10 protein-coding genes are annotated in these 13,668 nt (G+C 66.7%); 3 read left to right on the top strand and 7 right to left on the bottom strand.

What is annotated here, in order from left to right; translation table 11 throughout:
• Positions 1–75: 75 nt before the first annotated feature.
• On the top strand, positions 76–795 hold the full coding sequence (locus DN387_RS07235) for a 16S rRNA (uracil(1498)-N(3))-methyltransferase (protein ID WP_043859631.1): 720 nt from the start codon (positions 76–78) through the stop codon (positions 793–795).
• A 69-nt stretch (positions 796–864) separates the two neighbouring features.
• Here the strand turns inward: DN387_RS07235 and DN387_RS07230 are convergent, their stop codons facing one another.
• The 7 genes from DN387_RS07230 to pilG form a co-directional block, all read right to left on the bottom strand.
• The gene (locus DN387_RS07230; protein WP_043862136.1) at positions 865–1,482 is read right to left on the bottom strand and encodes a hemolysin III family protein; all 618 of its coding nucleotides are present in this window, start codon (positions 1,480–1,482) and stop codon (positions 865–867) included.
• A 77-nt stretch (positions 1,483–1,559) separates the two neighbouring features.
• The gene (locus DN387_RS07225) at positions 1,560–2,024 is read right to left on the bottom strand and encodes a chemotaxis protein CheW (protein WP_043862137.1); all 465 of its coding nucleotides are present in this window, start codon (positions 2,022–2,024) and stop codon (positions 1,560–1,562) included.
• Positions 2,017–7,335, bottom strand: coding sequence for an Hpt domain-containing protein (locus DN387_RS07220; RefSeq protein ID WP_054915801.1), 5,319 nt, complete (start codon positions 7,333–7,335; stop codon positions 2,017–2,019). The genes DN387_RS07225 and DN387_RS07220 overlap by 8 nt, the downstream gene beginning before the upstream one ends.
• A gap of 35 nt (positions 7,336–7,370) precedes the next feature.
• On the bottom strand, positions 7,371–9,419 hold the full coding sequence (locus DN387_RS07215) for a methyl-accepting chemotaxis protein (protein WP_043862138.1): 2,049 nt from the start codon (positions 9,417–9,419) through the stop codon (positions 7,371–7,373).
• A 15-nt stretch (positions 9,420–9,434) separates the two neighbouring features.
• On the bottom strand, positions 9,435–9,989 hold the full coding sequence (locus DN387_RS07210) for a chemotaxis protein CheW (protein WP_078479846.1): 555 nt from the start codon (positions 9,987–9,989) through the stop codon (positions 9,435–9,437).
• Entirely contained in the window at positions 9,986–10,351 is a 366-nt protein-coding gene (gene pilH, locus DN387_RS07205) for a twitching motility response regulator PilH (protein WP_043862140.1), read from the bottom strand. Before pilH ends, DN387_RS07210 begins: the two co-directional genes overlap by 4 nt.
• A gap of 48 nt (positions 10,352–10,399) precedes the next feature.
• The gene (gene pilG, locus DN387_RS07200; RefSeq protein ID WP_043862141.1) at positions 10,400–10,810 is read right to left on the bottom strand and encodes a twitching motility response regulator PilG; all 411 of its coding nucleotides are present in this window, start codon (positions 10,808–10,810) and stop codon (positions 10,400–10,402) included.
• Positions 10,811–11,020: 210 nt separating this feature from the next.
• On the opposite strand from pilG, the gene gshB reads away from it, so the two are divergent.
• Positions 11,021–11,974: a glutathione synthase gene (gene gshB / locus DN387_RS07195; protein ID WP_043862142.1), complete on the top strand. Its 954-nt coding sequence runs from the start codon at positions 11,021–11,023 to the stop codon at positions 11,972–11,974.
• Between the two features lie 99 nt (positions 11,975–12,073).
• Positions 12,074–12,979 carry an energy transducer TonB gene (locus DN387_RS07190; RefSeq protein WP_054915765.1) on the top strand — a complete coding sequence of 302 codons (906 nt, stop codon included), beginning with the start codon at positions 12,074–12,076 and terminating at the stop codon, positions 12,977–12,979.
• Positions 12,980–13,668: the final 689 nt, after the last annotated feature.

Below are 13,668 nucleotides of genomic sequence, written 5' to 3'. Positions count from 1 at the left end.
CACCTGTAACCCTGCAGGAGCAGGCTTTACCCGCGATGGCGCCCGAACTGCCTCCATCTTATTCAGAGCAGAACCATGAGACTGTCCCGCTTCTTCATCGACGCCCCCCTGAGCCTGGGCGAGCACGACCTGCCCGAGGCCCAGGCCCACTACATCGGCCGCGTGCTGCGCATGGCGCCGGGCGATGCGGTGCAACTGTTCGACGGCAGCGGCCAGGAATACCTGGGCGAACTGCTCGAGGTCGGCAAGAAGAGCGTACGCGTCACGCTCGCCCAGGCCCTCCCCGGCCAGGCCGAATCCCCCCTGCACGTGCACCTGGGCCAGGGCCTGTCCCGTGGCGAGCGCATGGACTGGGCGATCCAGAAGGCCACCGAACTGGGCGCCAGCGTGATCACCCCGATCGTCAGCGAACGCTGCGAGGTGCGTCTGAAGGACGAACGTGCCGACAAGCGCCTGGCCCACTGGCGCCAGGTGGCGATCAGTGCCTGCGAACAATGCGGGCGCTCGACAGTGCCGACGATCCATTCGCCGGTGCTGCTGGCAGACTGGCTCAAGGCGCGAGACGAAGCGCTGAAACTGGTGCTGCACCCGGTGGCCGAACCCTTGACCAGCCATGCCAGGCCCGCGAGCCTGGCGTTTCTGATCGGGCCGGAGGGCGGCTTGTCGGAGGTAGAAGTGGAGCAGGCCAAGGCGGCGGGGTTCCATGCCGCGCGCCTGGGCCCGCGGGTGCTGCGTACCGAAACCGCGCCAGTGGTGGCGCTGGCAGTGGCGCAGCAGCTGTGGGGCGACTTCTAGATCGCGTCGCGGCGTTCGCCGGCAAGGCCGGCTCCTACTGCAGGAGCCGGCCTTGCCGGCGAAGGGGCCCTAAAGCACGTAGAAAAATATCGCGATAAAGTGCAGCAGGCTGCCGGCAATCACGAACAGGTGCCAGATGCCATGCCAATGGCGGAAGCGGCTGTCATAGGCAAAGAAGATGATGCCGATGGTGTACAGCGCGCCCCCCGCCGCCAGCCAGGCGAACCCCGCCGTACCCAGGCTGGCCAGCAGCGGCTTGACCGCCACCAGCACGATCCAGCCCATCAGTGCGTAGATCACGATGGACAGCACGCGCGCCTCGGAGCGCGGCTTGATCTCTTGCAGCATGCCGATAACCGCCAGCCCCCACACCACCCCGAACAGGCTCCAGCCCCACGGACCGCGCAGGCTCACCAGGCAGAACGGGGTATAGCTGCCGGCAATCAGCAGGTAGATCGACAGGTGATCGAGCTTGCGCATGATCACCTTCGCCCGACCGCGCACGCTGTGATAAAGGGTCGAAGTGCTGTACAGCAGCATCAGCGTGAAGCCGTAGATGGCCAGGCTGACGATCTTCCAGGGGTCGCCCTGCATCCCGGCCACCACCAGCAACCAGATCGCGCCGATGCAGGCCAGAACCGCGCCCACCAGGTGGGTCCAGGCATTGAAACGTTCACCGTGGTACATGCATTGATGCCCTCCGTAGAATGATTCGCTCCCCTACCCTACACAAGCCCGGCATCAAGTGCATTACGCGGTTGGTACTAGGCCCCGGCCGTCTGCAACAGCTGTTCCAGCCCGGGCAGGTCCGGTACCCGCGCCACCTGCTCGCCCACCTGCACCGCCGCCAGCTCCAGCGGCGCCAGCGGCACATCGACGTAGTTGAGCTGGCTGTCGAGCTTGCACGTGCGCGGTATGCCCTGCACCAGCAGGGCGAAGAAACGCCGCGGCGTATCGCCCAGGGCATTGAGTACCACGATGCGCGCGCGCTCGCCAACCTGGGTCTGGCCACCGCAGGCCGCCTCGAAGCTCAGCAGCGGCAGGCGCTGGCTGCGCCAGTCGATCCAGCCCAGCAACCAGGCCGGCTGATGCGGCAAGGGCGTGCACGGCTGGTAGCCGATCAGCTCGGCCACCGCCACGTTGGGCAGCACCAGGCTGCGGTCGCTCAACGGCAGCAACAGCCCGGTGAGGGTGTTGCGCCGATTGTTGCGAGGGGTCTGTTCAAGCATGCGGGGTACTCCAGCGGGCGATGCTCTGCAGCAGCACCGACTCCTGGTAGGGCTTGCCCAGGTAGTCGTTGACGCCAATGGCCATGGCGCGGTCGCGGTGCTTCTGGCCGGTACGCGAGGTGATCATGATGATCGGCAGGTCCTTCAGGTGCGGGTCCTGGCGCACCTGGGTGGCCACCTCGAAGCCGTCCATGCGTGGCATCTCGATGTCCAGCAGCAGGATGTCGGGACGGTGTTCGGCCAGCACACTCATGGCATCGACCCCATCCTTGGCCGTCAGCACGTTCATGCCATGGCGCTCCAGCAGGCGCCCGGTCACCTTGCGCACCGTGACCGAATCGTCCACCACCAGCACCAGCAACGGACGTGCGGCGGCATTGCCAGGGTGCTCCAGGCGCAGGCGTGCGGCGCCCTGGGCCACCTTGGACAACTGCAGGTGCAGCGCACGCAGTTGCGCCAGCAGGTCGAGAATCAGTACCACGCGGCCATCGCCCAGCAGGGTCGCCCCGGCCAGCCCGTGCACTGCGGCAAACTGCGGGCCAAGGCTCTTGACCACGATTTCACGGCTGGCCGCCAGGCTGTCCACCTGCACGGCGAACTGCTGGTCGTGGGCCTGCACCAACAGTACCGGCAGCGGCAGGCTCTGCCCCAGCAGGCGCGGCTGCACCTCGCCCTGCAGCAGTTCGCCGAGGTAGCGCAGTTCATAGCGGTGGCCGGCGTAGCGGTAGCACGGCGGGTCCAGCTGGTAGCAGGCCTCGAGCTCGGCCGGCGGTACACGGACCACGCCCTCGATGGTGTTCAGCGGCACCGCGTACTGTTCTTCGCCGTAGTTCACCATCAGTGCGCGATTGACCGACACGGTGAACGGCAGGCGAATCAGAAAACGCGCACCCTTGCCCGGCACCGAGTTGATCACCATCGAGCCGCCCAGTTGCTTGACCTCTTCGTGCACCACGTCCATGCCCAGGCCACGCCCGGAAATCTGGGTGATCTTCTCGGCAGTGGAGAACCCGGGCCGCAGGATGAACTGCATCACCTCGTGGTCGCTCAGTTCGGTGGCAGGGTCCAGCAGGCCGCGCTTGATCGCCTTTTGCCGCACCGCCTCCAGCGGCACGCCGGCGCCATCGTCGGTCATTTCGATGACGATATCGGCGCCTTCGTGCAGCAGGTTGAGGGCGATGGTGCCCTGCTCCGGCTTACCCGCCGCCAGGCGCGCCGCACGGTTTTCCATGCCGTGGTCGACGGCGTTGCGCAGCATGTGTTCCAGCGGCGCCACCATGCGTTCGAGCACGCTGCGGTCCAGCTCGCCCTCGGCATTGCCCACCACCAGCTCGACCTGCTTGCCCAGCTCGCTGGCAACCTGGCGCACCACCCGCTGCAGGCGCGGCACCAGGCGCTCGAACGGCACCATGCGGGTGCGCGTCAGGCCTTCCTGCAACTCGCTGTTCACCCGCGCCTGCTGTTGCAGCAGGCTGTAGGCGTCATGGGCACGCACGGCCAGGGTTTCCTTCAGGTCCAGCAGATCGGAGGCCGACTCGAACAGGGCCCGCGACAGCTGCTGCAACTGTGAATGACGGTCCATTTCCAACGGGTCGAAGTCGTCATAGCCCAGCGCCTCGCCTTCGCTCTGCTGGCGGCTGAGGATGCGCCCCTGGGTCTCGGTATCGAGCCGGCGCAGCTGGTCGCGCATGCGCTCGAGCGTGGTTTCCATCTCGCCCAGGGCCACCTGTGCATCGTTCACCTGCTGTTCGATGCGCCCGCGAATGATCGAGTTCTCGCCCGCCAGGTTGCCCAGGTCGTCGAGCAGCTCGGCCGTCACCTTGACCATGTCGGCCGGGGCACGCTCCGGGCTCGGCGCCGCCACTTCCACCGGGGCCACCTCGGCGCCGGGCGTTGCGGCGGCGGTGTCGCTCAGGGCAGCACTGCTGAAATTGCGGATATAGTCGATCAGCGCCGTGGCGGCGTGCAGCGGCTGGTGCAGGCGCACCGCATCGAGCATGTGCGCCAGGCGGTCATGGCAGTTCTGCAGCAGGCTGAACAGCGCCGGGCTGGGTTGCAGCTGCCCGGCCGCCAGGTGTTCATAGAGGAATTCGAGTTCATGGGCCAGGTCGCCGATGGGCGCGATCTCGACCATGCGCGCACCGCCCTTGAGGGTGTGCAGGTCGCGCAGCAGGTTCTCCACCTCCACCCCGTTGCGCGGGTCGGCCTGCCAGCGCAGCAGCGCGGCACCGGCACTTTCGGCGATGTCGAAGCCTTCCTCGAGAAAGATCTCCAGCAGTTCCTTGTCGCCCTCGTGACGCTGGGGCTCCGCCGGCTTGCCTTGGGGCTCGGGCGCCGGTGCGGTGTGACGGAACTCGCGCAGGGCTGCCAGCTGTTCCACCACCAGCTCCGTTGCCTGTCCCTGCTGCACCTGCTCGAGCAGACGCCCGAGCAACGCATGGCTTTCACGCAGCAGGCCCGGCAACAGGTTGCCGGGCTGGTAACGGCGATCGACCAGGCCTTCGTAGAGCAACTCCAGCTCCTGGGCCAGCACCTCGACCGCCCCCACCTGCGCCAGCTGTGCGCCACCCTTGAGGGTCTGCAGGTCGCGCTGCAGCGACGACAGCGCCGAGCCGTTGTCGGGGTCGCCGGCCCAGCGCGCCAGGGCCTGGTCGGCCCCTTCGAGGATGTCGCGGGCCTCCTCCAGAAACAGCTCGACCACCTCGCTGTCGTGCGCCTGGCGTTGCAGCGCGCGGGTGGCGTCGCCCAGTTCGGCGATCTGCCCGGGCTGCTCGCCCTGGCTGCGCACCAGGCCCATGGCATCCGGCGCCAGGCCTTGCTCGAGCAGCTCGCGCAATGCGTGCAGGCGTTGCGGTTGCGGGTCCACTTCCTGGCCGGCGGCAATCTGGTCGAGCATGTCGATCAGGGCTTCATGGGCCCGTTGCGCCTCGCCGAAGAAGCGCTCGCTGACCGCCAGGCTGCTCTCCTCCACCGCGCCGTACAGGTCCAGCAGCGCCTCGCACAGTTCGTCCACCTGCCACAGGTCGGCCAGGTGCGCGCTCTGCCCCAGGGTGGTCAGTTCATCCAGCAGCGCAGTCAGCTCCTGGCGCTCGCCGGGGTGCTCCTGCCAGCGTTGCAACAGGGTTTCGGCGTCCAGCAGGATGTCCATGCCCTGGGCCAGGAAGCTGGCGATCAGTTGCGGGTCGCGCTTGACCCGCAGGCCCTGGCTCGGCGCATCGCGCAGTGCCTGCAGGCGCGCAGCAACCACCTGGTCGATCTGTTCGATGAGGGTCCGGGCACCGCCGATGGGTGCCAGCGGGGTGCTGTCGAGCTGTGCCAGACCGCGGCGCAGCAGCGGTTCGGCCATCTGCAGCAGGTACAGCTCGTCAAGGTCCAGGCCCAGCTGGTGGGCCTTGAATTCGCGGGCCAGCAGGTCCAGTGCGCTGGCCAGCTCGGCGATCGGCACCACCCCGGCCATCGCGGCGCTGCCCTTGAGGGTATGCAGCGCCCGTTGCAGGCTGTCGCTGACCGGCACCGGCAACTGCGCCTCGGCGGCCTGCAGGAACTCGTCGACACTGGCCAGGTGGGTCTGCGCCTCGTTGCGGAAGATCTCCAGCAGGCGCGGGTCGAAGGCCGGCTCCGGGGCTGTGACGCCCAGCGGGTCGTTCATCGCCAGCGCATGCAGGCGCGTGGCCAGGCGCTCGACCTCGGCATGGGGCAGAGCCTGGGCCTGGGCGAATTCATCCAGCAACGGCGTCAGCAGCGCAATGCTCTGCTCGAGCCCGGCCAGCACATCGCCGCTGGCTTCGACCCGGCCTTCGAGCATGCGGTTGAGCAGGTGCTCGGCGGCCCAGGCAAGCTCGGCCAGCACCTGGGCGCGCACCATGCGGCCGCTGCCCTTGAGGGTGTGGAAGGCGCGGCGCATTTCCACCAGCGCGTCACGTGCCGCCGGGTTGCCCCGCCATATCGCCCAGTGCTGTTGCAACTGCTGCAGCACCTCCTCGGCTTCCTCCAGGAACACCTCGCGCAGCTCGTCGTCCAGCGGCGCCTCAAGCATCTCGGGCGCAGGCGCGGGTGCCGGCGGGGCCGGCGGCAGGCTCGGGAACCCCAGTGCGGCCAGGGCCAGCTGGGTACGCTCGAGCCATTCGTCCAGGTCGGCCTGGGGGTCGATGGCGCGCCATTGCAGGTACAGTTCCAGGCTGCACAGGGCATCGGCCAGGTGATCCAGCGCGGCGTTGTCCGGCAGCCGCTCGGCGTACAGCAGGTGGGTCTCGACGTAATCATGGCAGCGCCGCACCAGCGCCGCCGCCCGGGGCAGCATGAGCATCGCCAGCGCCCCGCGGATCTGCGTGAACAGCCCCGGCAGCGGTTGCAGGCGCAGGCGATCCCAGCCGGCCTCCAGGCAATCGGCGATCAGGTCCTTGGCCTGCAGCAGCACGCCGTGGGCCTCGTCCAGCACCAGTCGGCGAATGTCGTCCAGGTCGGTGCCGGGTACGCTGGCCTGGCTGACCGACTCGATCGAGCCCACCATGCCGCCCAGGGTCGCCTCGACATACAGCAGCGCCCCGGCAACATCCATCAGCAGCGCGTCCTCGGGCACCCGCTGGCCCTGGGCCAGGGCCTGAAGCACCGCCACCTGGTCGATGATCACCCGGCGCGGCTGGCCGAAGCCGAGCACCGCCAGGGTATCGGCGATCTGGCGCAATGGCGCCAGCAGCGGGGCCAGCGCCTCGACCTGCTGGCGGTCGCTGCGCACAAACAGGTCCAGTTGCTCCTTGATGCGCACCAGGTCTTCGCGCACTGCCAGCACCACCGAACGCATCGCATCGCGCCCCGGCACCGCCTCAAGCGGGTCCCGCAGCGCGCCGAGGCTCAGGCCTAGCCCGGCAGCGGGCTCGGCGACGGCCTGCTCGCCCGGCAGGCTGGCCTGGGCCAGCGCCAGCGCGCCACGCGCGGCACGCAACGGGTTGAGCAGTGGCAGCACCAGCAACGGCAGCTCGTGCCGGGCGCCGCGCAGGCGTTGCAGGTACTGCGGCAACTGCTCCAGCGCCCTGAACAACGCGCCCAGCGCGTCACCGCGAGAGGCCACGCGGCCTTCGCCCAGGGCCTGGGCCAGCTGCTGCATTTCACGGGTCAGCAAGGCCGCACCTTCCAGCTCGAGCATCTGCAGGCAGCCGCGCACCTGGCGCAGCGGCGCGTCGAAACGCTCCAGCACCTGGCTGTCGCCAGCGTCGCCGGCAAACTGCTCCAACGCCTGGCGGGCCTGGGCCAGGCAGTCGTCGATGGGGCCCTTGACCCAGGCCAGGGCCACCTTGTCGTGGCGCTCGGCGATACGCACTTTAGTAGCCATAAAGTCCCACGCGCCGGTCAGCGCGGCTCCGTGGTTGGCGGCAAGGTGAAGCCCGACACCGAACGGCGCATCTCGCTGGCCATGCGCGCCAGGTTGCCGATGCTCTCGGCGGTGGCGGTCGAGCCGGACGAGGTCTGCGAGGTGATCTGCTGGATCACCGCCATGGTGTGGGAGATCTGCCCGGCCGACGAGGTCTGCAACTGCGCGGCATCGGAAATGCTGTGGATCAGTTCGGCCAGGGTCTGCGATACACCCTCGATTTCGGCCAGCGCCACCCCGGCATCCTGCGCCAGACGCGCCCCGCGCACCACTTCGGCGGTGGTCTGCTCCATGGAGATGACCGCCTCGTTGGTGTCGGCCTGGATCGCGCGCACCAGCGCCTCGATCTGGCGCGTGGCCGAGGATGAGCGCTCGGCCAGGCGCTGCACCTCATCGGCCACCACCGCAAAGCCGCGCCCGGCCTCGCCGGCCATCGACGCCTGGATCGCCGCGTTGAGGGCGAGGATGTTGGTCTGGTCGGCAATGTCGTCGATCAGGCTGACGATGTCGCCGATTTCCTGGGACGACTCGCCCAGGCGCTTGATGCGCTTGGCAGTGTCCTGGATCTGCTCGCGGATGTTGTCCATGCCGTTGATGGTGTTGTGCACCACCTCGTTGCCCTTGTTGGCAATGGCCACCGAGCGCTCGGCCACCTTGGCCGACTCGTAGGCGTGCCCCGACACCCTGTCGATCGACTCGGCCATGTCGCCCACCGCAATCGACGCATCGGTGATCTGCTGGGCCTGGTGCTCGGAGGCCTTGGCCAGCAGGTGTGCGGTGGTCTGGGTCTCCTGCACCGCGCTGGCGACTTCCTCGGCGCTGAGATTGATGGTCGCCACCAGGTCGCGCAACTGGTCGATGGAATAGTTGATGGAGTCGGCGATGGCCCCGGTGAAGTCCTCGGTGACCGAGGCGGTGACGGTCAGGTTGCCGTCGGCCAGTTCCTGGATCTCGTTGAGCAGGCGCATGATCGCCTGCTGGTTGCGTTCGTTGGTTTCGGCGGTTTCGCTGAGCTGGCGATTGGTTTCGCGCACCATCACCAGCCCGATCAGGATGATCGAGGCCAGCGCCAGCAGGCCCAGCACGTAGCCGCCGACGGTATCCAGGGTGCGCCCGGAGGCCAGGTTCTCGAAGCCGTTGGCCAGATGCGAGGCTTCGTCGAGCAATGTCTGCGACAGGCTGAAGATGCTGCCGGCCGCCTCGCGCACGCGAAACAGCTCGGGCGAGGTTTCAAGAATCTCGTCGACGGAGCCTGCGACAAACTGGAACAGCTCGGCGATCTCGGCCAGACGCGCACGGGCATCCGGGTCCTGGACGCGGGTGACCTGGATCGACGGCGCGCCGCCGAGCATGCCGTCGAGCACCTGGCCGAAGCGGCTGGCATCGCGGCCGAAGGCATCGGCGGCCTGCACCGCGGTGTCGTCGCCGGCCAGCACGGTGTTGACCGAGCCCAGGATGCGCTCGGCCAGCAGCGACTGGCGCTGGGCCACCGCCACCTGGCTGGCGGGGGCGCCACTTTGCAGCAGGATCTCCACCACCTTTTCGTACTCGACCTGCAACTGCGGCACGGTCTCGGCCAGGGTCGCGGCCACCTGGTGCAGCGACAGCACGGTCTGCTCGCTGGCCAGGATCGCGTCGGTGCTCTTGCGCAGGCTCTCCCAGTCGCGTTGCACCGCATCCATCTCGCCGCGTACCGCCACCGGGGCCGACGGCAGGCCGGTGGCCGGGTCGCCTTTTTTCAGGTAACCCCAGCGCTGTTCGAAATCGTTGCGCGCATCGTTGAGCAGCTTGAACGCCACGGCCTTGCCGGCAGCGGCCTCGGTGGCGTTCTTGGCGATGCGCTGGGACAGCACGCGCAGCTCGCCGGCATGGCCGATGTACTGCTTGTCGTAGTTGGCCTGGGTATTGAGGTAGGCGAAGTTGGCGAACAGCAGAATGATCGACAGGATCAGCACGATGAACAGTGCGGCGATCTGCGCGCTGCTGCGCGAGCCTTGTACCGAGGGGCGGGTCTTGAACTTGGTCACAGGTCTGGCATCCCTTTACAACGCCACATCGAGAAAGCCTGGCGCCTGGGCCAGGGCGAAGGGGCTGAAAATGCCCCAGCAGTGCTCGCGCTGAAAGTGCCCCTGCACGAAGGGGGCCGCAGCCGGCAGCAGCGGCGCCGGCGGCGACAGCTCCAGGCCGTGCAGGGCAAAGTGCTGCAGGCCCACCACTTCGTCCACCAGCAGCCCGGCGAACAGCTCCTCGTGGTCCAGCACCAGCACCCGCCGCTGCTTGCGCACCACCGACAGGCCCAGGCCGAGAAAACCGCACAGGTCCATCACCGGCAACAGCCGCCCGCGCAGGTTGGCCACCCCCGCCACCCATGGCTTGACCCCGGGAATGCGGCTGAGCCGGGGTTCCTGCAGCACCTCGGCGACCTCGCCCATGGGCGCCACGAACCAGTGTTCGGCCATGCGAAAGCCGATGCCGCTCCAGGTCTGCAGGCGGGTTTCCTGCAATGGCAGGTCGGCCGCCAGCAGGCGACAGCGCCGATCGATTTCGAGCAACAGCTCGAAGGCGGTAAGCGATTCGCCCATGCGCCGCGTGGTCAAGCCTTGAGAACTTTGTTCAGGACCTGGATCAGGGTGTCTTCGTCCACCGGCTTGGTCAGGTAGTCGCTGGCGCCCTGGCGCTGGCCCCAGACCTTGTCGGTTTCCTGGTCCTTGGTGGTGACGATGATCACCGGGATGCCCTTGGTGACGTCGTCCTTGCTCAACTGACGGGTCGCCTGGAAGCCGTTCATGCCGGGCATCACGATGTCCATCAGCACCGCGTCGGGCTTTTCCTGGCGGGCCAGGGCCACGCCATCGGCGCCGTTCTCGGCCTTGAGCACCTGGTGCCCGTGCTTTTCGAGCATTCCGGTCAGTTTGTACATTTCGGTCGGCGAATCGTCGACGATCAGAACTCGGGCCATGCTGTTCCCCAATAAAGGCATGACGCCGCGGCCAGGAGGGCGGCGGCGTCAGGGTGCGGGTTGTTCTTCTGCGGCGAAACCCGGCACATGGGCGCGGATCGCATCCAGCAGTTCTTCCTTGCTGAAAGGTTTGGTCAGAAATTGATCAGAGCCCACCTGGCGGCTGAGCGCCTTGTCGAACAGGCCGTCGCGCGACGACAACATGATCACCGGGATGTCCTTGAACGCGCTGTTCTGCTTGATCAGCAGGCAGGTCTGGTAGCCATCGAGGCGCGGCATCAGCACATCGACGAAGATGATCCCCGGGGTGTGGTCGACGATCTTGCCCAGGGCGTCGAAACCGTCGACCGCGGTGACGACTTCGCAACCGGCTTCGCCCAGCAGCTTTTCGGCAGTGCTGCGAATCGTCTTGGAGTCATCGATCACCATCACCTTCAACGCCGTGTCGGGCTGTACCATAATTGCTCTACCATCGCCTGGAAGGGCCTTGCAGGCCACGTGCCAGGCCTTTTTAGCACACTCTGGGGGTGCATTCCATCGAGCCTCGCCGCGCCCTGCGCCGATGCCTGCCGGCTGACGTTTCCCCTTGACCGCCAGCCCGCCGGGCGCCACCCTGACGCACTTCAATTCGAGCCACTGCGGCAGCACGCCGCCGAGAGGAAATACCCCATGAGCGTTCGCCTCGGGATTGTCATGGACCCCATCGCGCAGATCTCCTACAAGAAGGACAGCTCGCTGGCCATGTTGCTGGCCGCCCAGGCCCGTGGCTGGTCGCTGTTCTACATGGAGCAGCACGACCTGTACCAGAGCGAAGGCGTGGCCCGTGCCCGCATGCGCCCGCTCAAGGTGTTCGCCGACCCCGAGCACTGGTTCGAGCTGGAGGCCGAGACCGACGCCGCGCTGAGCGAGCTGGACGTGATCCTGATGCGCAAGGACCCGCCCTTCGACATGGAGTTCGTCTACAGCACCTACCTGCTGGAGCAGGCCGAGGCCGCCGGGGTGCTGGTGGTCAACCGTCCGCAGAGCCTGCGCGACTGCAACGAGAAGCTGTTCGCCACGCTGTTCCCGCAGTGCACGCCGCCAACCCTGGTGAGCCGGCGCCCGGACATCATCCGCGAATTCGCCGCCAAGCACGGCGACGTGATCCTCAAGCCGCTGGACGGCATGGGCGGCACCTCGATCTTCCGCCACCGCGTGGGCGACCCCAACCTGTCGGTGATCCTCGAGACCCTGACCGCCCTGGGCACCCAGCAGATCATGGCCCAGGCCTACCTGCCGGCGATCAAGGACGGCGACAAGCGCATCCTGATGATCGACGGCGAGCCGGTGCCGTACTGCCTGGCGCGCATCCCGGCCAGCGGCGAAACCCGCGGCAACCTGGCCGCCGGCGGTCGTGGCGAGGCCCGCGAGCTGACCGAGCGCGACCGCTGGATCGCCGCCCAGGTGGGCCCGACCCTGCGCGAGAAGGGCCTGCTGTTCGTCGGCCTGGACGTGATCGGCGAGCACCTGACCGAAATCAACGTGACCAGCCCCACCTGCATCCGCGAAATCGACAACGCCTACGGCACGCAGATCGGCGCGCAGTTGATGGACGCCATTGATCGCAAGCTCAAGGCACGCTGACCGCCGACAAGTGGCGGGCCCGCGTTGTGGGGTATCATGCCGGTCCATTCTCGACTGGCACCCCGCTGCGCCGGCCCTGCCCCGGCTGCTGGATAATCGATGACGCTTCCTGCCGACCTTCCTGCCGATTTTGCCCCGCCCCGTGTCCGCGCGGCGGACCGGCTGGGCTTTACCCTGTTCCTGGCGGCGCTGCTGCACCTGGCGCTGATCCTGGGCCTGGGGTTTACCTTCGCCAAGCCTGAAGAAATCCGCCGCACCATGGAAATCACCCTGGCCACCTTCAAGAGCGAGGCACCACCGAAGAAGGCCGATTACCTGGCGCAGGACAACCAGCAGGGCAGCGGCACGCTGGACAAGAAGGCAGTGCCCAAGACCACCGAGATCGCCCCGTTCCAGGACAGCAAGATCAACAAGGTGACGCCGCCCCCGGCTTCGAAGCCCGAAGTGGCGCCCCAGCCGGCCCCGCCCAAGGCAGTGGTGTCCACCACAAGGCCCAAGCCGCAGAAGGTCGAGACCCGCCCCAAGGAACAGCAGCCCAAGGTGCAACCCAAGGCGGCCACGCCGACGTTCGACAGCGCCGACCTGTCCAGCCAGATCGCCAGCCTCGAGGCGGAGCTGGCCAACGAACAGCAGCTGTACGCCAAGCGCCCGCGCATCCACCGCCTGAGCGCGGCCTCGACCATGCGCGACAAGGGCGCCTGGTACAAGGATGAATGGCGCAAGAAGGTCGAGCGCATCGGCAACCTCAACTACCCGGACGAGGCCCGCCGCCAGCAGATCTACGGCAGTTTGCGCCTGTTGGTGTCGATCAACCATGACGGTTCGCTGTACGAGGTGCTGGTGCTCGAATCTTCCGGGCAGCCGCTGCTGGACCAGGCGGCGCAGCGCATCGTGCGGCTGGCGGCGCCGTTTGCGCCGTTCACCGGGGACCTGTCGGATATCGATCGGCTGGAAATTGTTCGAACGTGGCGCTTCGCCCGTGGGGATCGGTTGTCGAGCAACTGATCGCCGAAGGTGTACTCGCCTGACGTCGTCAAGCGGCTCAAATAACACCTGTAAGTACGAGTGTTCGTAATCAAAACTACCGAAGCTGGCCAACAAAAAATGTTGTCGCGAAATTGAAGCAGGACCAGCACTTACAATAACTGCGAGGCATGCCTCAACTGCTAGACAGTGAGAAGAGTTTCAACTCGCCATGTCAGATCATTAACCTTCGAGTGGGTTGTTGACGGCAGTAGACCAGTTCAGGTTGTTGCCTACTGTGCCATCGTCTTCAAGATGCCTAACCGTAAATTGGTAGCCATGGTGAGGGTTTGGGCCAGGTGGCTTGAAGGTAATTGTGAAACACCCATTGTCGTACGTCTTACCCTTGCCGCAGTATTCTCCGGTCCCACTGACACAGACCAGATAAGCGCGATCGGGGTCACCGCGTCCTGTAAGCGTTACCTCACTAGTAAAGAAATTTCCGATTGCTTCGTTGATAGACATCCGAGTGATCATTGCACTTCTCCTTTAGATAAGCCAAATGCTCGGTTTGCGGTGAGACTATGAGTTGATCCAAACCACCTGTCACCTGACACAGTTACCAGTTGTAGGTCGCCGCGAAAAAAATGTACCCGCTTCAAAAAGCGGCGCAGTGCCGCGACATCAGCAACCGCAGGGTCACCTAACTAGCGCCTCACACAGCAGCCCGT

It is taken from the genome of Pseudomonas sp. FBF18 (assembly GCF_024261405.1).
Lineage (GTDB): Bacteria > Pseudomonadota > Gammaproteobacteria > Pseudomonadales > Pseudomonadaceae > Aquipseudomonas > Aquipseudomonas palmensis.
The sequence above is the reverse complement of the archived record's forward strand: the minus strand, read 5'-3'. Positions and strand labels throughout refer to the sequence as shown.

Excerpts from the sequence above, each read along its gene's own strand:
- DN387_RS07235 (WP_043859631.1), top strand. The coding sequence starts at position 76 with ATGAGACTGTCCCGCTTCTTCATCGACGCCCCCCTGAGCCTGGGCGAG.
- DN387_RS07230 (WP_043862136.1), bottom strand. The coding sequence starts at position 1,482 with ATGTACCACGGTGAACGTTTCAATGCCTGGACCCACCTGGTGGGCGCG.
- DN387_RS07225 (WP_043862137.1), bottom strand. The coding sequence starts at position 2,024 with ATGCTTGAACAGACCCCTCGCAACAATCGGCGCAACACCCTCACCGGG.
- pilH (WP_043862140.1), bottom strand. The coding sequence starts at position 10,351 with ATGGCCCGAGTTCTGATCGTCGACGATTCGCCGACCGAAATGTACAAA.
- pilG (WP_043862141.1), bottom strand. The coding sequence starts at position 10,810 with ATGGTACAGCCCGACACGGCGTTGAAGGTGATGGTGATCGATGACTCC.
- gshB (WP_043862142.1), top strand. The coding sequence starts at position 11,021 with ATGAGCGTTCGCCTCGGGATTGTCATGGACCCCATCGCGCAGATCTCC.
- DN387_RS07190 (WP_054915765.1), top strand. The coding sequence starts at position 12,074 with ATGACGCTTCCTGCCGACCTTCCTGCCGATTTTGCCCCGCCCCGTGTC.